Below are 22172 nucleotides of genomic sequence, written 5' to 3'. Positions count from 1 at the left end.
GCGCGACTCAAGGCCTGCGTTGCGCGTGACCTTCGCCGAGCATTCGACACAACGCCAGGTGCTGGTCACGGGCCTGGCAGATGCGGGCGCCGACGGCGATGAACAGCCCGACCACGACCACGCCGATATCCAGCAGGGTGTCGGGAAGCCGGGCGAACCCCAGCGCCACCACCAGTGCCGCCAGTATCAACAGCACCAATGCACTGGGTGACAGCGCCGACTGGGCGCCGCGTGCCGCTGTCGAGGCGGGCCGCCACTGGTCACGTTCGATCATCGGGTGTCTCCCTGGAAAGGGGAGTTTTGTACCACCCGGGTTGGTGGAGAAGTCAGTGGCAAAGACGCCAATGGCCGCTTCACTGATCTCGCATGACGGCAAATTCTGACGGAGAGCACACGGGAGGACGGTTTGGCCGCCCTCCCGTGCCGGATCAGCGCAGCGTGCCGGCCACCGCCGGCGGTGCTGCATCCTGCTGCTGGCCCCAACCGCCCAGGGCTTTGTACACACCGACCACGCTGACGTTGACCGTGGACTCGGCCGCAGCCAGTGCGTCATCGGCCGCCAGCTGCGTGCGCTGGGCGTCCAACAGGGTCAGGAAGTCTTCCGAACCCTCGCGGTAGCGGATCTGCGCCAGCTGCTCGGCACGCCGCGCGGCCTGCGCCTGCTCGGCGACGATGCCCAGCCGCGCCTGCTGCTTGGCATAGCGGGTCAACGCATTCTCGGTGTCTTCCAATGCCAGCAGCACCGCCTTTTCGTACTCGGCGGCCACGCCATCGGCCTGCGCCTTGCTCGCCCGCAGGCGCGCCTTGACGGTGCCGAAGTCGAACGCGGCCCAGCTGATCGACGGGGTCATCGACCATGCCTTGTTGTTGCCGTTGACCAGGCCACTGGCATCGCCGGACAGGAAGCCGACGAAACCGGTGAGGCTGATGCGCGGGAACAGGTCGGCCGTAGCCACGCCGACGCGTGCGGTGGCTGCCGCCAGGCGACGCTCGGCACTGCGTACGTCGGCGCGCTGGCGCAGCAGGTCGGTGGTGTCACCCAACGGCAGCTGCTTGGCATAGGCCGGTACTTCGCGTGGCTGCAGCAGTGCATCCAGCGCATCCGGACGCTGCCCCAGCAGCACGGCAAGACGATGCCGCGACTGGACTTCGGACACTTCCAGCAGCGGGATGTCGGCTTCGATCGCCTTCAATCGCGCGCGGCTGCTCTGCACGTCCAGCTCGCTGCCTGCCCCGAGTTCCCAGCGCGCTTCGGTCAGGCGCTGGGTATCACGCAGGTTGACCAGGGTGCGCTTGGCGACCGCGATGCGCTTCTGGGTGCCGCGCAGCTCGAAGTAGTTGCGCGCCACCTCGGCGGCCACTGTCACCTGCGCATCGGCGAGGTTGTCCTGCTCGGCGCCGAGGTCGGCACGCGCCGCCTCGGAAGCACGGCGCTGGCGACCGAACAGGTCCAGCTCCCAGCCGGCATCGAAGCCGAGCTGGTAGGTCTCGCTGAATACCCGCTCGCCGCCGACGGTGGCGTCGGGCTGCTTGCGGCGGTCGTAGCTGCCGTCGGCGGTGACGTGCGGCAACTGGTCCAGGCGCTGTTCGACGAACACCGCGCGCGCTTCACGCACGCGGGCCATCGCAATGCGCAGGTCCAGGTTGTCGCCCAGTGCGTCATGCACCAGCTGCTCCAGCACCGGGTCATCGAACTGCGCCCACCAGCTGGCGACCGGCGAGGCGGTGGTGAACACCGGCGCGGCGGCGCCCTGCAGGGTCACCGGCTGTGCCGGCGGCGCCTGGTAGTTGGGGCCGACGCTGACGCAGCCGGCCAGCAGCGCGCTGGTCACGGCCACGGTCAACAGGCGGATCACCATGGCAGCACCTCACCGAGATAGGTGAAGCTGCCGTTCGGGCCGTCGGCGCCGATCAGCGCCATGCCCACGCTGGAGCGTGCGCCTTCGCTGATTTCGATCTCGCCCTCGCCACCGTTCATGTCGGTTTTGACGTAGCCCGGATGCACGGTATTGACCTTGGTGGTGCTCTCGCGCAGCTCATAGGCCAGCTGCACGGTCCAGGCGTTCACCGCGCTCTTGGAGGCGTTGTAGGCCGGCACGGCGAAACCGTAGATCGGCGAGCCCGGCTGGCTGTGCAGGGTCAGCGAGCCCAGGATGCTGGACACGTTGACGATGCGGCCGGCCGGCGAGGCGTTGATCAGCGGCAGGAACCCCTGGGTAACGGCGATCACCGCGAACACGTTGGTGTCGAAGGTGGTGCGCCAGGTTTCCAGGGTCTGCGCCGACGGCGCCAGCTTAGGATCGTCGAGCAGGATGCCGGCGTTGTTGACCAGGATGTCCAGGCGCCCATGGCGCTCGGTGACGGTCTGCACGGCGGCGGCGATGCTGGCGGCATCACCGACGTCGAGCTGGATCGCTTCCACCGGCAGGCCTTCCGCCTGCAGCTTCAGTGCCTCGGCCACGGCGACGTCGCGCTTGCGCCCGGCCAGCAGCGTATGCACGCCGGCCTGGGCCAGCTGGCGGACGGTTTCCAGGCCGATGCCGCGGGTGGCACCGGTGACCAGGGCGATCTTTTGGGTAGCGGTATTCATGTGAAAAACCTCGCGGGGGAAGGAATCAATGGTGGATGGTCGGTTCGCCGTGGGTGACCAGCTGCCCGCCGCCATTACGGCTGACGAACTTGCGCAGCGCCACGTAGAACACGGGTGTCAGGAACAGGCCGAACAGGGTCACGCCCAGCATGCCGGCGAACACGGTGATGCCGGTCACCGAGCGGACTTCCGCACCGGCGCCATGCGACAGCACCAGCGGCACGGTGCCGGCGATGAAGGCGATGGAGGTCATCACGATCGGACGCAGACGCAGGCGGCAGGCTTCCAGCGCGGCTTCCACGATCCCCTTGCCGCCCATTTCCAGCTCGCGGGCGAACTCGACGATCAGGATCGCGTTCTTGCACGCCAGGCCCATCAGCACCACCAGGCCGACCTGTACGAACACGTTGTTGTCGCCACCGGTCAACCATACGCCGAACAACGCCGACAGCAGGGTCATCGGGACGATCAGGATCACCGCCAGCGGCAGCGACCAGCTTTCATACAGCGCGGCCAGTACCAGGAACGCCAGCAGGATCGCCACCGGGAACACGATGAAGGCTGCCTTGCCCTGGGTGGCCTGCTGGTAGCTCAGGTCGGTCCATTCGGTGGTCATGCCCACCGGCAGCACCTTGGCGGCGATGGCGGTCAGGTTGTTCATCGCTTCGGCCGAGGACAGCATGCGCGGGTCGGCTTCGCCGGCCAGGTCGGCCGCCGGGTAACCGTTGAAGCGCAGCACCGGGTCCGGACCGAAGGTTTCCTTGACGGTGACCATCGAACCGATCGGCACCATCTCGCCGCGAGCATTGCGGGTGCGCAGCTTGCCGATGTCCTCCACGTTGTTGCGGAACTGGCCGTCGGCCTGGGCGATCACCTGCCAGGTACGTCCGAACTGGTTGAAGTCGTTGACGTAGGACGAGCCGAGGTAGGTCTGCAGGGTGTCGAACAGCTCAGTCAGCTGCACGCCCTGGGCCTTGGCCTTGACCCGGTCCACTTCCGCATCCAGCTGCGGCACGTTGGCCTGGTAGCTGGTGATCGGGAAGGCCATGCCCGGGGTCTGCGCCACCGCACCCTGCATCGCCTGGACGGCATTCTGCAGCGCGCCGTAACCCAGGTTGCCACGGTCTTCGATGAACATCTGGTAGCCGTTGCCATTACCCAACCCGAGGATCGGCGGCGGCATCATCGCGAACGCGAAGCCTTCCTGCAGGCCGGCGATCTTCTGGTTGATCTCGGCGTTGATCTGCGCGGCGGTGCGGCCATGGCGCTCGCTGAACGGCTTGAGCGGAATGAACGCCACACCGGTGTTGGGCGTGTTGGTGAACTGCAGCGCGTTCAAGCCGGGGAACGAGATCGTGTGGGCCACGCCCTCGGTTTCCTGGGCGATCTTGGCAACCTTGCGCAGCATTTCATCGGTACGCGCGATCGAAGAGCCTTCCGGCAGCTTCACACCGGCGATCAGGTACAGCTTGTCCTGGGTCGGGATGAAGCCCGGCGGCACCACCTTGAAGATGAAACCGGTGGCGACCAGCAGTACCGCATAGACCACGAACACCGCGCCACGACGACCGAGGATCTTCGACACGCCGCGCTCGTACTTCTCCGAGCTGGACTTGAAGAAGCGGTTGAACGGACGGAACACCCAGCCGAACAGACGGTCGATCAGACGGCTCGGGCCATCCTTCGGCGCGCCATGCGGCTTGAGCAGGCGCGCGGCCAGGGCCGGCGACAGGGTCAGCGAGTTGATCGCCGAGATCACCGTGGAAATGGCGATGGTGACGGCGAACTGCTTGTAGAACTGACCGGTGACGCCGGACAGGAACGCCATCGGCACGAACACCGCACACAGCACCAGCGCGATGGCGATGATCGGCCCGGACACTTCGCGCATCGCCTGGTGGGCGGCGGCCAGCGGGGTGAGGCCTTCTTCGATGTTGCGCTCGACGTTTTCCACCACCACGATCGCGTCATCGACCACGATGCCGATCGCCAGCACCAGGCCGAACAGGCTCAGCGTGTTGATCGAGAAGCCCAGCAGGTACAGCGCGGCGAACGTACCCACGATGGACACCGGCACGGCGATCAACGGAATGATCGAGGCGCGCCAGGTCTGCAGGAACAGGATCACCACCAGCACGACCAGCGCGATGGCTTCGAGCAGGGTGGAGACCACGGCCTTGATCGAGTCGCGCACGAAGATGGTGGTGTCATACACCGCCTCGTACTTGACGTCGTCCGGCATGGTCTTCTGCATTTCGTCCATGCTGGCCATCACCGCGTCGCGGATGTCCAGCGCGTTGGCGCCGGGGGCCTGGAAGATGCCGATGCCCACCGCGTTCTTGCCGTCCAGCTGCGAACGCAGGGTGTAGTCGCCGGCGCCCAGTTCCACGCGGGCCACATCGGACAGGCGCACCACTTCACCATCGGTACCGCTCTTGAGCACGATGTCGCCGAATTCCTTTTCGCTGCGCAGGCGGCCCTGGGCGTTGATCAGGGTCAGGAACTGGCTGTTGGGCATCGGCTCGGCGCCGAGCTGGCCGGCCGAGACCTGCACGTTCTGCTCGCGCATGGCGCCGACCACGTCGCTGGCGGTCAGGCCGCGCGCGGCAACCTTGTCCGGGTCCAGCCACGCACGCATGGCGTAGTCGCCACCGCCGAAGATCTGCGCGTCGCCCACGCCCTGGATGCGCGCGAGCGCGTCCTTGACGTGCAGGCGTGCGTAGTTGCGCAGGTACAGGGTGTCGTACTTGCCCTTCGGCGAGGTCAGGTGCACCACCATCAGGAAGGTCGGCGACTGCTTCTGGGTGGTGACACCCTGTCGACGCACGTCCTCGGGCAGGCGCGCCTGCGCCTGGGCGACGCGGTTCTGCACCTTCACCGCCGCATCGTCCGGGTCGGTGCCCGGGCGGAAGGTGATGGTCATCTGCAGCACGCCGTCGGAGCCGGCCACCGACTTGAGGTACATCATGCCCTCGACGCCGTTGATCGCCTCTTCCAGCGGGGTGGCCACGGTTTCGGCGATCACCTTGGGGTTGGCGCCGGGATACACGGTGCGCACCACCACCGACGGCGGCACCACTTCCGGGTACTCACCGATGGGCAGCATCGGAATGGAGATCAGGCCGGCGGCGAAGATCACGATCGACAACACCGCCGCGAAAATCGGCCTGTCGATGAAGAAACGGGAAAAGTCCATGGGTGGATTCCTGGGGTTTCACCAGCGCCGGCGTGCACGACTCCGGCCGCTGTCGCAGGCGACAGCGGTGACGGGCTCCCCTGCACGGGGCGATGGCAGACACGGTAGAGCCGACGGTCAGCCGGCTGCTATGTAGAGCCGACGGTCAGTCGGCTGCTCTTCAATTCTGTGCAACAATCGGAGCGGCAACGGGCTGCATGGCGACGACCTTGGCCTGCACCGGCATGCCGGGCATGAAGACCTTCTGCACGCCGTCGATGATCACCCGGTCCCCGGCCTTGAGGCCCTGCTGCACGATGCGCAGCCCGTCGGCGCTGCGGCCCAGGGTGATGTCCTGGCGCTGCGCCTTGCCGTCCTTGTCGACCACGTACACGTACTTGCGGTCCTGGTCGGTAAGCACGGCCTTCTCGTCGATCAGCATGGCCTGGAACTGGCCGCTGCCGAGCAGCTGCACGCGGGCGAACAGGCCCGGGGTGAAGGTGCGGTCGGCGTTGTCCAGCAGCGCGCGGACGCGGATGGTGCCGGTGCTGCGGGTGACCTGGTTGTCGAGGAAGTCGACCTTGCCCTCATGCGGGTAGCCGTCTTCGCCGGACAGGCCGACCTTGACCGGCAGATCGCTGTCGCGCTCGCTCGGGCGCTCGCCCTTGCGCGCCATCTGCGCGTAGCGCAGGAAGGTGCCTTCGTCGGCATCGAAGTACACGAACACCTTGTCCAGCGAGACCAGCGTGGTCAGCACGCTGGCGCTGTCGCCGGCGGTGACCAGGTTGCCGGCGGTGACCATCGCGCGACCGGCACGGCCGTTGATCGGGGCACGCACCTTGGTGAATTCCAGGTTCAGTGCCGCCGCATCCAGCGCGGCCTGCGCGGCCTGCACGCTGGCACCGGCCTGATCGGCCGCGGCGCGGCGCTGCTCCCAGGTCTCGGTGGAGATGGCCTGCTGGTCGGACAGCTTCTTGGCGCGCTCGGACTCGCTGCGGGCCAGCGTGGACTGGGTGCGGGCGCGGGCGAGTTCGGCGCGGGCGCGGTCGTACTCGGCCTGGTAGCTGCGCGCATCGATGGTGAACAGCACATCGCCCTTCTTCACCTCCTCGCCTTCGACGTAGTTGACCTTGTCGATGTAGCCGGACACGCGCGGACGCAGCTCGACGCTCTGCACGGCTTCGACGCGACCGCTGAAGTCATCCCACTGACTGACCGGCTTGATCAGCACCGGCGCGGCGCTGACCGACGGCGGCGGCGGCATGCCGGCTTCTTCGGCGTGACCGCCACTGCAGGCGGCCAGCACGGCCGCGGCGAGGATCGACACGCCGGCCATGGCCAGCCGTCGGGTGATACGGGAGGGGGTGGAATTCTGGGAGGTCATGACATGCATCCGTACGGAGGGGGTGGTGATACGAAATCTGGGAGCGGGGCGACGTGGGTGGCGTAGCCTGGGACCTGAACCTTGGTAGAGGTCAAGCGGTGCCGGCGACGTTGCGCGACGGTGGGGGAGGCCAATCCAGGTGCAGCAGGCCGCGCGGCAGTTCCGCATCGCGGGCGTCGCAGCGGACGATGGCGCGGTTGTCCGTACAGTTGTCCAGCAACGACACCAGCCGGCGCCCGACCAGCAGCGCACTGGGCCATTCGATGCAGGCGTTGGCCGCGTTGGTGGGCGTGCACACCGGGCTGCACACTTCCAGCATCTGCGCGCGTACACCCAGCGCCTGCGCTTCCTGGTGCAGCACCTGCGCGTACATGCGCGTGGTGGACATGGTGATGGACGACTCGCCGTGCCCGGCCCACGGCTTGAAACCGGCCGGGCCGCCGACCAGTACGTAACGCAGGGTGTGTGCGCCGCCGCGCAGCAGCGGCAGCAGGTGGCGCCCGGCATGCACGTGCGGCATCACGTCGGCCTGCAGCGCCTGCAGCAAGGCATCGCCGGTGCGGTCGGTCACCCGGCCGCGGTTGTAGGGGCCGCCCATCGCATCGACCACGGCCGCCAGCCTGCGGCGCCGCACGCCGATGCGCTCGGCCACGGTGCGGGCCGACGCATCGTCGCCGAGTGACCCGAGCAGCGTTTCCAGCCCGGGCTCATCGGCGAACTGTTCCTGCAGGGCAGCCAGCCGGCCGGGGTCGCGGCCGACCACCAGGACCGGGCTGCCGGCCTCCAGCAGCGCGGCCACGATGCCCTGGCCGACACTCCCCGTGCCGCCCAGGACCAACACCTCGGGGGCCAGCGTCCCACTCATGGGACTTTCACTCCCGCCGCCGGGATAATCCCAATCCGGCCCAGTCGGTCGCCATGACGGGCGCCCAGCTGCAGGCTGCCGCCGCGCTGCAGGTTGGCCGGTGGGGTGAACTCACGGAAAGCCTTGTGGGAGAAGCCGGAGGGGCGCTTCTCTACGGTCATCGCCAGTTCCAGCGGGGCCTTGCGGCCGCTGAGCACGCGGCCAAGAATGTTCCGCAACCACATGGTTGACGTCCTTCGTTTCGGGAATGGCGCCAGATTAGTCCTCAAATTGCTACTTGATTAGTCCGGATTAAGGGGAATAATCATCCCGTTCCCGGCACAATCTTTCGGGCACCCTACCTCCTCCCCCGACTTCGGACCCCGTCATGGCACACGATCTCAACGACACGCTGATCTTCGTCAAAGTGGTCGAGCAAGGCAGCTTCATTGCCGCAGCCACTGCACTTGGCCTGCCCAAGACCACCGTCAGCCGCAAGGTGCAGGAACTGGAAACGCGGCTCGGCGCGCGCCTGCTGCACCGGACCACCCGCCGGCTGGGCCTGACCGAGGCCGGGTCGGTCTACCACGAGCATTGCCAGCGCATCGCACGCGAGCTGGAAGAAGCAGAGGGCGCAGTCAACCAGTTGCAGTCCGGTCCGCGTGGCTGGCTGCGCTTCACCGTGCCGTATTCGATCGGCATCACCTGGATCGCGCCGCTGCTGGGCGAATTCCATGCGCAATACCCGGAAATCCAGCTGGACATGCACTTGGGCAACGAGAAGCTGGATCTGATCGCCGGCGAAGCCGACCTCGCCCTGCGCGTGGGTACCCTGCCCGATTCCAACCTGGTGGCGCGCAAGCTCGGCAGCCTGCGCACGCAGGTGTTCGCCAGCCCGGCCTACATCGAGCGCTACGGCGAGCCGCTGCATCCGGATGAATTGCAGTTCCACCGCATTCTGGCGATGCGCAAGGCGCGCAACCTCAACAACAACCGGTTCTTCTGGCAACTGGGCGAAAACGGCGGCGACCTGCGCGATTTCCCGGTCAATCCGCTGCTGGTGGCCAATGACCCCTCGGCCTTGAACGGCGCGCTGGTCTGCGGCGAAGGCTTGCTGCTGACCGGTGATGTGATGGCAAAACCCTTCGTCGAATCGGGCATGGTGCGGCGCGTGCTGGCCGGCTGGACCGGGCCGGAAGTGGACTTCAACGCAGTGTTCGCCGGCGGCCGGCTGGTGTCGCCGAAGGTGCGCGCGTTCGTCGACTTCCTGGTCGCCAAGCTCGACTTCGATGCCAACTACATGCTGGCCCAGTGCCCCAACGCCAAGTACGCCAAGCAGCACAACGCGCAGGCCGAAGAGGAACTGCAGGCCACCGGCAAGCGGATCCTGGAGACGGTTACTGCCGGTTGACCGCGCCGCCTGGTGCGGTCGAGCCACGCTTGACGACGCCGCCTCCGGGCGGCGTTGTCGTACGCCCTGCGCGATATCGCGCCCGTTCCCTTGCGCACCAGTAGCAGCATGCCGGGTTCGGGAGCGTCCTGTTGCAAGGGCCTTGGCAGATGGCGCGGCACGATATGCGTGTAGCCAGGCAGTCCGGACGCCATGTCGATCGGTGCCGCCTTCGTTCTGGCTTGTCGCGCGCGTGAGCGCCCCCGTAGCGGCTTGCGGTACGCAGGTGGAAGACGCGCTTTTCCGACGGTGGTCGATGTCGGGCGTTGGGCTCGCATGGGTAGTGCCGAGCCATGCTCGGCAACTCGCAGGAGGCCGCCGAAACAAGGAAGGAGGCGGGGCCGCAGGGCGTCGCCGGAAAGGAACCCACCGACCGCCGCATCTGAAAAGGCTTACGGCGCACATCGTGCTTGCGACAGCGATGGAAAGAGAAACAAAAAAAATGCCGCCTGCAAAGGCGGCATTCTGCTCCGGCGCATGGCCGGAGCGTCGACAACGCGCGAGGTTACTGACGCAGCGGAATCACGCGGATTTCCACGCGACGGTTCTGTGCGCGGCCAGCGTCGGTGCTGTTGTCGGCGATCGGATACGCCTTGCCGGCGCCGAGGGTTTCGATGCGCGCACCCTGCACGCCCTGGGCGGTCAGGTAGGCGGCCACCGAATCGGCGCGCTCCTTGGACAGGCGGTTGTTGACCGCGTCGCTGCCGATGCTGTCGGTGTGGCCGACCACTTCGATCATGGTCTGGTTGTATTCGGCCAGCGTGCTGGCCACGCCGTTGAGCGAGCTGTAGAACTGCGGCTTCAGCGTGGACTTGCCGAAATCGAAGGTGATGCCGTCCGGCAGGTTCAGGGTCAGGTTGTCGCCATCGCGCGACACGTCGATACCGGTGTTGGCGGTACGCTCGCGCAGTGCGCGTTCCTGGCGGTCCTGGTACTGGCCGATCGCCGCGCCGCTGAGCGCGCCGATGCCGGCACCGATCATCGCGTGCTGGCGGCGCTCGGTAGCGCTGTTGCCACTGAGCAGGCCAGCGGCCACGCCCACCGCAGTACCGATCAGCGCGTTGCGGCCGGTCTTGTTCTGCTGCTGGGTCGGATTGCCGTACTGGTCGGACTGGACGTACGAGCCGCCGGTGGCGCAGGCCGACAAAGCGGCGGCGGTCATCAGGGCCAGGGCCACGTTACGGGTTGCGGGTCGGATCATGATGTTCTCCTTGGTTACCGGTCTATCGGCGTGCGAGCGGCACAGAGCATAAACAGCCTGACGCGATGCCGACATGACGACACGCGCCGCCATCTCCTCCACGTTCAGGTTTCTGAGCCCACCTGTCGGGCGCTGCTCATGCCCCGCCCGTATGCCGATATGCCGCCAGTGCCGCATCGCGCCCGGCAGCCAGATCCACCAGCGGCAGGGTCGGATAGGACGGTGCATGTTCGGCCAGCAGGTGCGGATGCTGCCAGGGCGCGAAGCGCGCCTTGACCGGCATTGCCGCCAGCTCAGGCACCCAGCGGGTGATGTAGCGCGCCTGCGGATCGAACTTCTCCGACTGGGTCACTGGATTGAAGATGCGGAAGTACGGTGCCGCATCCGCCCCGGTCCCGGCCACCCACTGCCAGCCCATGGTGTTGTTGGCCAGATCGGCATCCACCAGCGTGTCCCAGAACCAGCGCGCGCCCTCCCGCCAGTGCTGGCGCAGGTGCTTGCACAGGAAGCTGGCCACCAGCATGCGCACCCGGTTGTGCATGTAGCCGGTGGCCCACAGCTCGCGCATGCCTGCATCGATGATCGGAATGCCGGTGCGCCCCTGCTGCCAGGCCTGCAGTTGCGTCGCGTTGGGCGCGGCCCAGCGGAAGCCGTCGAAACGCGGGTTGAGGTTGTGGTCGGTGGTCTGCGGGAAGTGATGCAGCAGGTGGTAGGAAAACTCACGCCAGCCCAGCTCGCGGATGTAGCCGTCGATGTCGGCATCGCGGCTGGCGCTGCGCTCCGGTTGCAGCCGGTGCACGACCTGCCACGGCGCGATCTCGCCGAAATGCAGGTGCGGGGACAGCAGCGAGGTCCCCACCCGGTCCGGCAGGTCACGCTGCTGACGATAGCCGTTGAGCGCCCCGTCGATGAACACCGTCAACGCTTCCTGCGCGCCCGCCTCGCCCGGCTGCCAGTGCGTCCAGAATTCGGTATCCCACGACAACGGTGCCGCCAGGCCGAGTGTGTCCAGCGCCTCGCCCTGCAGCGGATGGGCAGGCAGCGACGCCGGTGCATGCACGGGCGCGGGCAGCTGCAGGCGGGTCAATGCGTTACGCCAGTACGGGGTGAACACCTTGTACGGGCCGCCCTGCAGCGTGGTGATATCCCACGGCTCCAGCATCAGGCTGCCGTTGTGGCTCTGCGCCTCGATGCCCTGCTCGCGCAGCTCGCGCTTGATCTTCGCATCGCGCGGCTGGGTGGCCGGTTCGTACTTGCGGTTCCAGTACACCGCCACGGCACCGGACGCTGCGATCAACCGCTCTAGCTCGGCCTGACTGTCGCCGCGACACAGCACCAGCGACGAGCCACGGGCACGCAGATCTGCATCGAGCGCGGCCAGCGAACGGTGCAGCCAGGCATTGGAGGCGCCACCGGGTGCCCAATCGCCTTCCTCGTGCGGCGCGTGGATGTAGACCGGCACCGGCACGTGTCCGGCGTCCAGCGCGGCCTGCAACGCCGGGTTGTCCTGCAGACGAAGATCACGGCGGAACCACACCAGCGCTAGCGACACGACGACCGTCCTGAGGAAAGGAAACAGGACGCATGATAGCCAGCACGCGTGAAAGACGGTGCCGGTCGCGGCCGCGCCGATACGGTTGTACCTTGCCGAGGCGATGGCTAGTCTTCGCCTCCTTCCCTGCACCGACATCGGCCATGCACACCCTGTACGCATCCTTCGCCCGCTTCGGCCCGCTGCATGCCCAGTCGGCGGCGCTGTGGCGTGGCGAGATAGCGCTGCCCAGCGAGTTGGCGGCGTTCTACGCGCAGATTGGCCCGTGGGGCGAGACCATGCACGCCCACGTGGGACCGGTCGGCATCGACATCCCGGGCGTCAACGTGTGTTTCCCGCCCCTGCAGCGGTTGTGGTCCCTGCAGGCCGGCTATCGGTGGCAAGGCAACAGCGGTGAGCGGCTGACCGATTGGCCGGACGCTTGGCTGGTGATCGCCGAGCAGAATGCCGACCCCTTCATCTTCGACCGCGACAGCGGCCAGATCCTGTTTGCCTTCCATGGTGCGGGCCGCTGGGAGGCCTCGGTGCTGACGCAGGACCTGGCGACGTTCCTTGCCGCCCTCGCCGCCATCGGCACGGTGTACCTCGACGCCGGGGACGACCTGGAGGACGACGATGGCGCGCTGCGCCCGGCGCACCGGGACGCGGCGCTGCGGGCGCTGGCCACGGTGCTCGGCGATGAGGACGCCGCCGAACGCTTCTTCGAGACGCTGGAGTGGTGAACGCGCCGCGCCGCGTCTTCGCGCGGACGCCATGCGCCCTGCACCCACCCTGCACGCCGCACCCGCCAAGGTGGTGCCCTGCCCCGCCCCAGCCGGCTGTTGCCAAGGCGTAAGCACGGTCATGTCATGCGCCGGCTCCCTGCCCTGACCCACGAGGATGCCGCCATGGCCACGTTCGCGCCTGCTGTTGTCTATTCGCCCGACATTGAACATCGCCAGCCCGACGAGGAGGACACCATCGCCGAGCTGGCGACGGTGTTCACCGGTATGGCCCGCACCGTGGCCGAGCACGAAGGCCATGCACACCGCGCGGTACACGCCAAAGGCCACGCCCTGCTGAAAGGCCGCTTCCAGGTGCTCGATGGGCTCCCGGCCGAGCTCGCACAGGGCCTGTTCGCCGCCGCCGGCACCTACAACGCGCTGGTGCGCCTGTCCTCACCGCCCGCCGAGCAGTTGCCCGATACCGTGTCCACGCCCCGCGCGATGGCAGTGAAGCTGCTGGACGTCCCCGGTGCGCGCGTGGAGGGCGGCGATGAACAGCACAGCCAGGACTTCCTGATGGTCAACGGCCCGGCCTTCAGCACGCCGGGCATCCAGGGCTTCCTGCGCTCGGCCAAGCTGCTGGCATCCACCACCGAACGCATGCCGCGGACCAAACAGGTGCTGTCGGCCACGCTGCGCGGCACCGAAGCGGTGCTGGAAGCGGTAGGCGGCCAAAGTGCGACGTTGAAGGCGCTGGGCGGTGAACCCCAGCACCATCCGCTGGGCGAAACCTTCTTCACCCAGGTCCCGTTCCTGTATGGCCCGTACATGGCCAAGTTCTCCTGGGTGCCGGTCTCGCCCGCGCTGCTCGCGCTGACCGGTCAGCCGCTGGCATCGACGGCCGATACGCAGCGCGAGGCGATCGGCGCCTTCTTTGAACACCTCGATGCGCCGGTCGAGTGGGAGCTGCGGGTGCAGCTGTGCCGTGATCTGGAACAGATGCCGATCGAGGATGCCTCGGTGGTCTGGCCCGAAGCGCTCAGTCCGTTCGTGGCGGTCGGGCGCCTGGTGGTCGGCGCGCAGCCGGCGTGGAGCGCCGATGCCGAAGCTCGCGAAGACGGCCTTGCCTTCGCGCCGTGGCACGCCCTGGCGGCGCACCGCCCGCTGGGCAGCCTCAACCGTGCCCGCCGCATCGTGATGGCGGCATCGCGGCAGTTCCGCGCACAGTTCAACCGCTGCCCAATCCATGAGCCGTCGGGCACGGTCGGTTGAGGCAGGCCGCACGCGCTGTCGGATCATGAATCGAACGCATCACCGTGCTTGACCTCAACCATGCTTCAGGTCCGATCATGACCGCTCTTTCCACGGAGTTGTCTGCGATGTCCTACACCCTCCCCGCCCTGCCGTATGCCTACGACGCCCTCGAGCCGCACTTCGATGCGCAGACGATGGAAATCCACCACGCGCGCCATCACCAGGCCTACGTCACCAACCTCAACGCCGCGCTGGCCGATGCGGGCATCGAGGCAACGCCGATCGAGCAGTTGATTGCCGACATCGCAGCGCTGCCGGAGGGCGTACGCAACGCCGTGCGCAACAACGGCGGCGGGCATGCCAACCACAGCCTGTTCTGGACCGTGCTCGGCACCGACGGCGGCACGCCGGAGGGCGCGCTGGCAGCCGCCATCGAGCGTGACCTCGGCGGCTACGACGCCTTCAAGGACGCCTTCACCAAGGCGGCGCAGACCCGTTTCGGCAGCGGCTGGGCGTGGCTGACGCTGGGGCGTGACGGCAAGCTGCTGGTCGAGAGCAGCCCCAACCAGGACAGCCCGCTGATGGGCGCTTACGCCAACCTGTCCGGCGGCGTGCCGATCCTCGGGCTGGATGTGTGGGAGCACGCCTATTACCTGCACTACCAAAACCGTCGGCCCGACTATATCGCCGCCTTCTTCAACCTGATCGACTGGGCCGAAGTGACGCGCCGTTTCCAGGCCGCTGGCGGCCGCTGATGAAACCGGGTCCGGTCCGCGACGCGGAGGCCACGATGGCAGCATCCCCGGTCGCCACCGGGCCCGATACGGCTGCACTGCGCCACGTCTTCGGGCAATACCCGACCGGCGTGGCGGTTGCCACGGCACGCGATGTAGAGGGCCGCGTCGTCGCCATGACGATCAATTCGTTTACCTCACTGTCGCTGGATCCGCCGCTGGTCGCGTGGAGCATCGGCGCCCGTTCGGCCGACCTGCCGGTTTTCGCTGCAGCGCGCTGGTTCGGCATCAACGTGCTGTCCGCCGCGCAGGAGGCGCTCGCGCGGCGTTTCGCCGATCCGCTGCTGAGACGTGATGCGGCCAACGTGGCCCTGCTGGATCTGAGCGGCGAGGCGCCGCGGGTTCCCGATGCGGTGGGCTGGCTGCTGTGCGCGGTGGACCGCACGGTGGCACTGGGCGACCATCTGCTGATCGTCGGGCGCGTCGAGCATTTCGACGCAGCACCCGGCGAAGCCCTGGCCTACCATCGCGGCCGCTACGCACGCATCGATGGTCGCGCGACGCCGTGACGCCTGCCTGCCCTGGTCGCCAAGACACGAAAACACCGCCATGGACATAGCCGCCCTGCAGCGCATGCTCGACAGCGGACGCGACAACGCGCTGCTGCGTTTCAGCCTGGGCAAGGGCCTGCTCGATGCAGGCGATCCGCAAGGGGCGACATCGCACCTGCTCCAATGCGTGGCGCAGGACCCGGGTTACTCCGCCGGCTGGAAGCTGCTGGGCAAGGCGTGGCTGGCCGCCGGCGACGCGCATGCGGCGGCACGGGCGTGGCAGCAGGGTATCGAGGTGGCCCGCCGCAACGGCGACAAGCAGGCGGAGAAGGAAATGACGGTGTTCAAACGCCGTGCGGACAAGGCCGTCGCAGCGCGCGAGTGACGCCGCTCACGGCAAGGGCGGTGGCGTCGGCTGGCCCCGGGATACTGCCAGCATATGCCCCAGCGGCACCAGCACCGGCAGGCCGAAAACCCCCACCAGCGCCCAGGCGGTGAACCGGTCGAAAAGGGCGGCCACCAGCAGGGCGAGCAGGCACAGCAACGCGCCGCTGCCGGTACTCCAGCGCGCCCAGGCCGGGACGCGCTTCAGGCTGAGGCCATCGAGCAGGAAGCTGAAGGTCAGCCGCCAGAAGCCGATCAGCGCCACCGTGGCCACCACCACCCCCACAAGCATCGGCGCGTGGTCCGGATGCGCGTTCGGATAAGCCAGCACCAGCAGGCCGAAACCATCGAGCACGGTGACCGGCACGGCCAGCAACAGCAGTTCCAGCACCAGCAAGGTGACCCCCATTCCCTCTACCCAGCGCGCCTTCGCCATTGCTGCGTTCCCCCGAACCCGAAGCGCGGATCATACAACGCCCGCGCGGCGCTCAATCGCCCTTCTGGCGCTGCTGCTTGAGGTCGAAACGCTGCATCGACGCGCGCATCAGCGCCTTCGCCTCGGCCGCATTGCCCCAGCCATTGAGCTGCACCGGATTGCGCCCTTCGGGCAGGTCCTTGTAGACCCGGAAAAACGCCTCGATGCGCTGGCGTTCGATCAGCGGCAGATCCTTCAGGTCGCGGATGTTGGCGTAGGTGGGGTCGAGTTTGTCGGTGGGCACGCCGATGACTTTTTCGTCGTGCTCGCCGCCATCGACCATCTTCAGGAAGCCGATCGGGCGGAAGCGCACGATCACCCCGGGGTGCAGCGGTTCGCGGGTGAGTACCAGCGCATCCAGGGGATCGTTGTCGCCAGCAAGCGTGCGGGGCATCGAGCCGTAATTGGCCGGATAGGCCACCGGCATCGACTGGAAGCGATCCACATGGACCAGGCCATCCTCCTTGATTTCATACTTGGTGAAGCTGCCGGCCGGGATCTCCACCGCCAGGTTGGCCTCTTCCGGTGCTTCCCGGGGTTGGGCCGCCAGGAACGGGTGCAGGACCGCATTGGTGGCGGCACTGGCGCCCGCCAGCAGCAATGCGGCGGCGATGGCAGCCAGGGGAATTACGCGTCGCGTGTCGATCATCATGGTCTCCGGCAGCGGCCGGGCGCGTGGAGGCGGCCCGGCCCGGGGGTCATTCCCAGCAACGGTCGGCGCGGCCCTTGAGGGTCTGCGCCCGCGTGCAGTCACGGGGGGCGATGCGTCCCTGCGTCAGCTCCGTCTTGTGCTTGCGGCCATCGGAGCCGCGGGTCAGCTCGAAGCCATCATAGAGCCGCCCGGTGACGGTGCGCGCTTCATAGCGCAGGTGCCGCGGGTCGATGTTCAGCACCTGGAACAACTGGGTGTCCTCGCCCACCGGCGCCATGCTGGCACGTGCGGCATCGGACAACCGGTACTGCTTCGGCCCGGCCACGGTGACGATGAACTGCGGGGTTGCGCCCTGCCCTTCGCCACGACGACCATAGGTGTGGTCGTGCCCCTGCAGCACCAGATCGACCTGGTGGCGGCGCACCACCGGCAGCAGCACGTCACGCAGTTCGGCGTTCTCGCGACCTTCGCGCGGCGAGTAGAACGGCTGGTGCAGCAGCACGATGCTCCACGGGTGCGGGTTGTCGGCCAAGACCTTGTCCAGCCAGACCGCCTGCGCCTGCGCGGTGCCCAGGTCCAGTGCCGAGGTGCCATCCAGCACCGCGATGCGCACGCCCTGGTAGTCGAACCAGTAGGTACTGCTATCGGCCGCGTCCACGCCGTTGCGCGGCAGCGCGAAGCTCACCGGCCAATGCCGACCGAGCACCCGGCGCTCCTGCGGGGTGTCTTCGAACTCCTCGAAATACTCGTGGTTGCCGATCGCCGGAGCGACGGCGGTCTCCTGCGGCAGCCAGCCCGCGGCGGCGAACCACTCGCCCCACTCGCTGTCGTCCTGGCCGTCGCCGCCGCTGACCAGGTCACCGGCGAACAGGCTCAGGCGCGCCTGCGGGGCGGCCTTCAAGCCGGCGCGCAGCACCCGCGAGACATGGCTCAGGTTCTTGTTCTGGGTGTCGCCGAAGTACAGCAGGGTCAGCGGTTGGGTGGCGCTGCCGGCGGTGCGCAGCTGGTTCCAGGCGCTCCACGTGCCCTGCCCCTGCACGCGCCACAGGTACAGCGTGTCCGGCTGCAGGCCGCTGACATCGGCGCGGTGGTAATGCGCGCTGCCGTTCTCGGTGTCCAGCGCGCGGGTGCTGGCGGTGATGCGCGTGGCGCGGCCGACGTCGGGCGAATCACCGGCCGGCACCCACTCCAGCACCGGCGCGCCGACTGTCGTGTCGGTCCGCCAGGACACGCCGAAACCGCGCGCGGCGTCCTGCGCCGGCGAGGCCACGATCCGGTCCGGGAAGCCGGTAGCGGCGTAATGGCGGTTGCCCGCCGGCACCTGCGTGTTCGGTTCGGCGGCGGTGTCCGCATTCCTCGCAATCACCGTCGCGCTGCCGAGCAGCAGCGCCAGCAGCACGGCCGCGCTGGCCAAGGGCGCGCGCCTCACGGTGCGCACTCCAGCGGCAACGACAGCTGCCTGGCCACGCTGGCCCAGTCGAAGGCGACTACCCCCTGGTCATCGTGCACCGCGTACAGCACGCCGTGCGGGAAGCGCGTGGAGGCGTGCTGGTCCAGCCAGATGCCGTCGGTGTTGGCCACCGTATTGCCCTGGAACGCGCCGACGTGCCTGAAGGTATGCCGGTCGAACAGGTGGAACACGCTGCGCTGCCTGCCCTGCTCGGTGGTGATCCACCAGCCGTCCTTGCCGCAGGTACGCAGCATCACGCCTTCGGCCTGCGCCTTGAACGCGTCGCGGCCGAAGGTCGTGCCGGTGAACCGGCCTTCCAGCGTGTAGACCTTGATTTCGCTGGCGTAGGTTTCGTCTTCCTCGGCGATCAGCAGGCGGTCGTTGGCCGGATCGCCCCAGATCGATTCGACCACGCGCAGCGCACCCGCCTCGCTGGTGTCGCCGATGTTGGACACCAGGCTCGCGTCGATCCTGCCGCCGCCCACCTTGAGCGAATAGCGGCGGACGCGCTTGTCCAGTTCGGCCAGCGGCGGCAGCACGTCGTTGCCCTGCGCATCCTCGCCGGCGTCGTAGGAGTCGGTCACGTAAACGTCGTAACCCTCGCGCTGCTTGTTGACCCACAGCCCGTAGGGCTTGCGCAGGTCGGCGGCGGCGAACACGCCCAGCGGCGTGAAGTCTGGCAGTTGCAGCACCTGCACGCGATGGTTGTCACGCTCGACGACCAGCACCAGGTCGTCGATCACGGCAATCCCGTTGGGACGGTCGAACTGCCCGGGCGCGGTGCCGGTACTGCCCACGTCGCGCAGATGCACGCCGGTCTGGCCATCGTAGACCACCAGTTTGTCGGTGGCCTTGGCCGTGGCGATCAGCCATTGCCGGCCATCGGCGGTGGTCCAGCTGGCCGGCGAGTCGATGTTGTCGGCCGGCGTCATCGGGGTCAGGAAGGCTTCGGCCACGGTCGCCACCGCGCGCGGCGCTTCCGCGGAGACGGCCGCCTTGCCGCCGGAGGCGGGCGTGACCGCTGCCGGCACATCCCCGTGACGGCAGGCCGACAGCAGGGCCAGGCTCAACAGGCCGATGGCGTGGCGCACGCGCATCACAGGGCCACCTTCAGGCCGAGCGCATAGGTGCGACCGTATTCTTCCATCTGCAACGTGCGCGAGCGCGTGCCCTGGTACAACTCCAGCGGCTTGTCGAGCAGGTTCTGCGCCTCGAAATAGACGCTCACGTTCGGGGTGAACTTGTAGTCCAGGCTGAAATCCAGCTGGGTGTTGGGCGCCACGTAGATGTCGTAGGCGCGGCTGTCGCCAAGCGTGTCGAGATACTCGCTGCGATATACCGCGGCGAGGCGGGTGCTGAAGGCGTCCTTCTCGTAGCCGATGTGCGCGCTGTACACATGCTTGGACGCACGCGGCAGCATGAAGTCGTCACGCTCGCGACCGGCCAGGCCCGGATCGAAATCGGTGTCCAGCCAGGTGCCGCTGGCACCGACCAGCAGCCCGTCCCAGCCGGCCGGCAGGAACGCCAGCTGCTGCTGCCAGTTGAACTCGGCGCCGTTGACCTTGGCCTTCTCGCCGTTGATCACGCGGGTGACCTCGTAACCCGGATACGCCGGATCCGTGTTGCTCACGGTGTTGACGATGTACCCGTCGATCGACTTGTGGAACAGGCCCAGCGAGATGATGCCGGTGCTGCCGAGGTACTTCTCGATCGACAGATCGAGGTTGTTGGATTCGTACGGGTCCAGCTGCGGATTGCCGATCCGCACTTCCTCATCGCCCCGGCTCAGGCCGACGCGCGGCGCGATGTCGCCGAAGGACGGCCGCGACACGGTCTTGTTGGCGGCCGCGCGCAGCACCCAGTCGTCACCGGCGTCGTAGCGCAGGTGCAGGCCGGGCAGCACGTTGGTGTAGCTGCGGCTCACGCTGAGCGGGGTGACCGTGTAGCTGCGGCCGTTGCTGGCCACATCGACACTGTTGCCGGTGGCGGTGAACTGGGTGTTTTCCACGCGGACGCCGCCGATGATGCGCAGCGCGCCGATATCCCAGGTGCCCATCGCATAGCTGGCGAAGATGTTCTCGCTGGCGGAGTAGTCCTCTTCCAGCGAGGTAAGCGCGTTGCCGCCGGCGTCCTGCGGGCGCGCACTGTACTGGGCGCCGTGCTGGGCCCAGTAACGGCGCATGGCGTCCGAACTCATGCCCTGGCCGAGACTGCCGCCGCGATGGTCCGGGCTTGCAGTGGTCCAGTCCGACAACGCGATGTCCGGACCGACCCGCAGTTCGCGCTCGTCGGTATCCACGTCGCGGTCGCGCCACCGGCCGAGCAGCCCGAACTTGTAACTGGCGTTGTCGCCGTCGAAACGGATATTGACCTGTGCACTGCGTTCCTCGTCGTCCACGCGCTTGGGCGAAAGCACGATGCGGTCGAAGTCGTAGTTGCCGTTGTCCATCCAGCCGGCATCGCCGAGGGTGAAGCCGGGGACGCGGCTGCGCTGGTCGACGGTTGCGCCGGTGTCATCGCCGGCGTACTCGAAGCGCGCTTCCATTTCGTCGTTGACCCGCTCTTCGGTGCGGGTATAACCGACCTTGTAATCGAGCACGGCACCGCTCAGGCGGTTCTCGCCGCCCAGGCTGGCGGCGAAGGTATTTTCCTTCTTGGTGCGATAGCGCATGCGCTTCTGGATCGCATCGGCCGGCAGGTCATCGATGCGGTACTGATGGTTGCCCAGTGCGGTCACCTCGCCGTCGCCGAAGTTGAAAATGGTGCGCTGGCGGGTTTCGGCGTCGTCGAACTGGCTGTACAGCGTGCGCAGATAGTAGCGGCTGTCCTCGTTCGGGCGCCAGTCCAGGTTGAGGTTGGCGCCGATGCGCTTGCGCTCGATCTCGTACTTGCGGCGCTGCAGGCTGTTGGCGAACAGGTCATCGTCGGCGCCGCCATCGAACGCGCCGTACTCCACTTCGGTGTTGTCCGATTCGAACTTGCGGTTCTGGTAGTTCACCCCGAGCGCCACGCCGAAGGTGTCGGCGAACACTTCGCTGTAGTTGATGGCCGCTTTCGGGCTGGTGTTGCCGGACAGCTGCTGGTGGCTGGCTTCGATCTTGCCGCGCAGGTTGCGCCCCTCGCGATCAAAGGCCGACGCCGACTCGACCAGGATCGCACCGCCGATGGCATCGCCGGGCATGTCCGGCGTGGGCGACTTGACCACGCGCAGGCGTTCGGTCGAATCGGAGGGAATCACGTCCAGTGGCGCGGCGCGGCTGGAATCCTCGGGGGTGCCGATGGCGATACCATCGACACTGACGCTGTTGAGGTTGGCATCCAGCCCGCGGATGACCACGAAGCGGCCTTCGCCCTGGTCGCGGGTGACGCTGACGCCGGGCAGGCGCTGCAGCGATTCGGCCACGTTCTTGTCCGGGTAGACGCCCATCGCATCGGACGATACGGCGTCTTCGATGGCATCGCTGCTGCGCTTGAGGTCGACCGCGCGGGTCTGCGACTCCAGCTGCGGGCGCACCTCGACCCGGTCCAGATCGATCGCCCCGGCGCCAACGGCGCTGGCCTCGACGGCCTCGACCGCAAACACGGACGGGCTGGCGATCACCAGCAACGACAGGCTGATCGCCTGGCCCAACGCACGCTTCTTCTGCACAGCTATCCCCAACGGTGTAAAGATTGGGTCAGCACGGTATGTCCGCGACGTTGCATGGGCATGACACCGGGGGACGAAGCGGGATTGGGGATTGGGGATTGGGGATTGGGGAATCGGGGAATC

20 protein-coding genes are annotated in these 22172 nt (G+C 67.6%); 6 read left to right on the top strand and 14 right to left on the bottom strand.

The genetic code is table 11. From position 1 onward, the window contains the following. Positions 1-7 precede the first annotated feature (7 nt). The 7 genes from RTO53_RS06545 to RTO53_RS06515 form a co-directional block, all read right to left on the bottom strand. A complete protein-coding gene (locus RTO53_RS06545) occupies positions 8-274 on the bottom strand; it encodes a hypothetical protein (protein WP_312237025.1) in 267 nt (88 codons plus the stop codon). Positions 275-428: 154 nt separating this feature from the next. Next, the gene (locus tag RTO53_RS06540) at positions 429-1859 is read right to left on the bottom strand and encodes an efflux transporter outer membrane subunit (protein WP_312237024.1); all 1431 of its coding nucleotides are present in this window, start codon (positions 1857-1859) and stop codon (positions 429-431) included. Beyond that, positions 1853-2590, bottom strand: coding sequence for an SDR family oxidoreductase (locus RTO53_RS06535; protein WP_312237023.1), 738 nt, complete (start codon positions 2588-2590; stop codon positions 1853-1855). The genes RTO53_RS06540 and RTO53_RS06535 overlap by 7 nt, the downstream gene beginning before the upstream one ends. A 25-nt stretch (positions 2591-2615) precedes the next feature. Beyond that, positions 2616-5786, bottom strand: a complete 3171-nt coding sequence (locus RTO53_RS06530; protein ID WP_312237022.1) for a multidrug efflux RND transporter permease subunit — start codon at positions 5784-5786, stop codon at positions 2616-2618. Positions 5787-5946: 160 nt separating this feature from the next. Further along, positions 5947-7149: an efflux RND transporter periplasmic adaptor subunit gene (locus RTO53_RS06525; RefSeq protein ID WP_312237021.1), complete on the bottom strand. Its 1203-nt coding sequence runs from the start codon at positions 7147-7149 to the stop codon at positions 5947-5949. A 91-nt stretch (positions 7150-7240) separates the two neighbouring features. Further along, the gene (locus RTO53_RS06520; RefSeq protein WP_312237020.1) at positions 7241-8014 is read right to left on the bottom strand and encodes an SDR family NAD(P)-dependent oxidoreductase; all 774 of its coding nucleotides are present in this window, start codon (positions 8012-8014) and stop codon (positions 7241-7243) included. After that, entirely contained in the window at positions 8011-8238 is a 228-nt protein-coding gene (locus tag RTO53_RS06515; RefSeq protein ID WP_312237019.1) for a hypothetical protein, read from the bottom strand. The genes RTO53_RS06520 and RTO53_RS06515 overlap by 4 nt, the downstream gene beginning before the upstream one ends. 143 nt (positions 8239-8381) lie before the next feature. Here RTO53_RS06515 and RTO53_RS06510 point away from each other — a divergent pair, with 143 nt between their 5' ends. Beyond that, positions 8382-9404, top strand: a complete 1023-nt coding sequence (locus tag RTO53_RS06510) for a LysR family transcriptional regulator (protein WP_312237018.1) — start codon at positions 8382-8384, stop codon at positions 9402-9404. A 544-nt stretch (positions 9405-9948) separates the two neighbouring features. Here the strand turns inward: RTO53_RS06510 and RTO53_RS06505 are convergent. Beyond that, the gene (locus RTO53_RS06505; RefSeq protein WP_312237017.1) at positions 9949-10644 is read right to left on the bottom strand and encodes an OmpA family protein; all 696 of its coding nucleotides are present in this window, start codon (positions 10642-10644) and stop codon (positions 9949-9951) included. A 136-nt stretch (positions 10645-10780) separates the two neighbouring features. Further along, positions 10781-12196, bottom strand: coding sequence for a deoxyribodipyrimidine photo-lyase (locus RTO53_RS06500; RefSeq protein WP_312237016.1), 1416 nt, complete (start codon positions 12194-12196; stop codon positions 10781-10783). 143 nt (positions 12197-12339) lie between these two features. Between RTO53_RS06500 and RTO53_RS06495 the strand changes: the two genes are divergently transcribed. The 5 genes from RTO53_RS06495 (at position 12340) to RTO53_RS06475 (ending at position 15824) form a co-directional block, all read left to right on the top strand. Next, a complete protein-coding gene (locus tag RTO53_RS06495; RefSeq protein WP_312237015.1) occupies positions 12340-12918 on the top strand; it encodes a hypothetical protein in 579 nt (192 codons plus the stop codon). 126 nt (positions 12919-13044) lie between these two features. Beyond that, on the top strand, positions 13045-14172 hold the full coding sequence (locus tag RTO53_RS06490; RefSeq protein ID WP_312237014.1) for a catalase family protein: 1128 nt from the start codon (positions 13045-13047) through the stop codon (positions 14170-14172). A 107-nt stretch (positions 14173-14279) separates the two neighbouring features. Then, on the top strand, positions 14280-14909 hold the full coding sequence (locus tag RTO53_RS06485) for a superoxide dismutase (protein WP_312237013.1): 630 nt from the start codon (positions 14280-14282) through the stop codon (positions 14907-14909). Positions 14910-14944: 35 nt separating this feature from the next. Then, positions 14945-15457 carry a flavin reductase family protein gene (locus RTO53_RS06480; protein ID WP_312237012.1) on the top strand — a complete coding sequence of 171 codons (513 nt, stop codon included), beginning with the start codon at positions 14945-14947 and terminating at the stop codon, positions 15455-15457. A 40-nt stretch (positions 15458-15497) separates the two neighbouring features. Further along, positions 15498-15824, top strand: coding sequence for a hypothetical protein (locus tag RTO53_RS06475; protein ID WP_312237011.1), 327 nt, complete (start codon positions 15498-15500; stop codon positions 15822-15824). A 6-nt stretch (positions 15825-15830) separates the two neighbouring features. Here the strand turns inward: RTO53_RS06475 and RTO53_RS06470 are convergent, their stop codons facing one another. The 5 genes from RTO53_RS06470 to RTO53_RS06450 all read right to left on the bottom strand — a co-directional run bounded on the left by RTO53_RS06470 (position 15831) and on the right by RTO53_RS06450 (position 21998). Then, entirely contained in the window at positions 15831-16232 is a 402-nt protein-coding gene (locus RTO53_RS06470) for a hypothetical protein (protein WP_312237010.1), read from the bottom strand. A gap of 79 nt (positions 16233-16311) precedes the next feature. Continuing rightward, positions 16312-16947 (bottom strand): inorganic diphosphatase, encoded by a 636-nt coding sequence (locus RTO53_RS06465; protein ID WP_312237009.1) that lies wholly within the window; start codon positions 16945-16947, stop codon positions 16312-16314. Between the two features lie 49 nt (positions 16948-16996). Then, a complete protein-coding gene (locus RTO53_RS06460; RefSeq protein ID WP_312237064.1) occupies positions 16997-18349 on the bottom strand; it encodes a metallophosphoesterase family protein in 1353 nt (450 codons plus the stop codon). A gap of 26 nt (positions 18350-18375) precedes the next feature. Further along, positions 18376-19497, bottom strand: coding sequence for a phytase (locus tag RTO53_RS06455; RefSeq protein WP_312237008.1), 1122 nt, complete (start codon positions 19495-19497; stop codon positions 18376-18378). Beyond that, positions 19497-21998, bottom strand: a complete 2502-nt coding sequence (locus tag RTO53_RS06450) for a TonB-dependent receptor (RefSeq protein ID WP_312237063.1) — start codon at positions 21996-21998, stop codon at positions 19497-19499. Before RTO53_RS06450 ends, RTO53_RS06455 begins: the two co-directional genes overlap by 1 nt. Positions 21999-22172 lie beyond the last annotated feature (174 nt).

The sequence above is a fragment of the Stenotrophomonas sp. genome, assembly GCF_031995405.1.
GTDB lineage: Bacteria > Pseudomonadota > Gammaproteobacteria > Xanthomonadales > Xanthomonadaceae > Stenotrophomonas.
This window is presented reverse-complemented; position numbering and strand designations above follow the sequence as displayed.

Bases quoted from the DNA above. Each gene is read 5' to 3' on its own strand.
- RTO53_RS06545 (WP_312237025.1), bottom strand. From the start codon at position 274: ATGATCGAACGTGACCAGTGGCGGCCCGCCTCGACAGCGGCACGCGGC.
- RTO53_RS06540 (WP_312237024.1), bottom strand. From the start codon at position 1,859: ATGGTGATCCGCCTGTTGACCGTGGCCGTGACCAGCGCGCTGCTGGCC.
- RTO53_RS06535 (WP_312237023.1), bottom strand. From the start codon at position 2,590: ATGAATACCGCTACCCAAAAGATCGCCCTGGTCACCGGTGCCACCCGC.
- RTO53_RS06530 (WP_312237022.1), bottom strand. From the start codon at position 5,786: ATGGACTTTTCCCGTTTCTTCATCGACAGGCCGATTTTCGCGGCGGTG.
- RTO53_RS06525 (WP_312237021.1), bottom strand. From the start codon at position 7,149: ATGACCTCCCAGAATTCCACCCCCTCCCGTATCACCCGACGGCTGGCC.
- RTO53_RS06520 (WP_312237020.1), bottom strand. From the start codon at position 8,014: ATGAGTGGGACGCTGGCCCCCGAGGTGTTGGTCCTGGGCGGCACGGGG.
- RTO53_RS06515 (WP_312237019.1), bottom strand. From the start codon at position 8,238: ATGTGGTTGCGGAACATTCTTGGCCGCGTGCTCAGCGGCCGCAAGGCC.
- RTO53_RS06510 (WP_312237018.1), top strand. From the start codon at position 8,382: ATGGCACACGATCTCAACGACACGCTGATCTTCGTCAAAGTGGTCGAG.
- RTO53_RS06505 (WP_312237017.1), bottom strand. From the start codon at position 10,644: ATGATCCGACCCGCAACCCGTAACGTGGCCCTGGCCCTGATGACCGCC.
- RTO53_RS06495 (WP_312237015.1), top strand. From the start codon at position 12,340: ATGCACACCCTGTACGCATCCTTCGCCCGCTTCGGCCCGCTGCATGCC.
- RTO53_RS06490 (WP_312237014.1), top strand. From the start codon at position 13,045: ATGCGCCGGCTCCCTGCCCTGACCCACGAGGATGCCGCCATGGCCACG.
- RTO53_RS06485 (WP_312237013.1), top strand. From the start codon at position 14,280: ATGTCCTACACCCTCCCCGCCCTGCCGTATGCCTACGACGCCCTCGAG.
- RTO53_RS06480 (WP_312237012.1), top strand. From the start codon at position 14,945: ATGGCAGCATCCCCGGTCGCCACCGGGCCCGATACGGCTGCACTGCGC.
- RTO53_RS06475 (WP_312237011.1), top strand. From the start codon at position 15,498: ATGGACATAGCCGCCCTGCAGCGCATGCTCGACAGCGGACGCGACAAC.
- RTO53_RS06470 (WP_312237010.1), bottom strand. From the start codon at position 16,232: ATGGGGGTCACCTTGCTGGTGCTGGAACTGCTGTTGCTGGCCGTGCCG.
- RTO53_RS06465 (WP_312237009.1), bottom strand. From the start codon at position 16,947: ATGATCGACACGCGACGCGTAATTCCCCTGGCTGCCATCGCCGCCGCA.
- RTO53_RS06455 (WP_312237008.1), bottom strand. From the start codon at position 19,497: ATGCGCGTGCGCCACGCCATCGGCCTGTTGAGCCTGGCCCTGCTGTCG.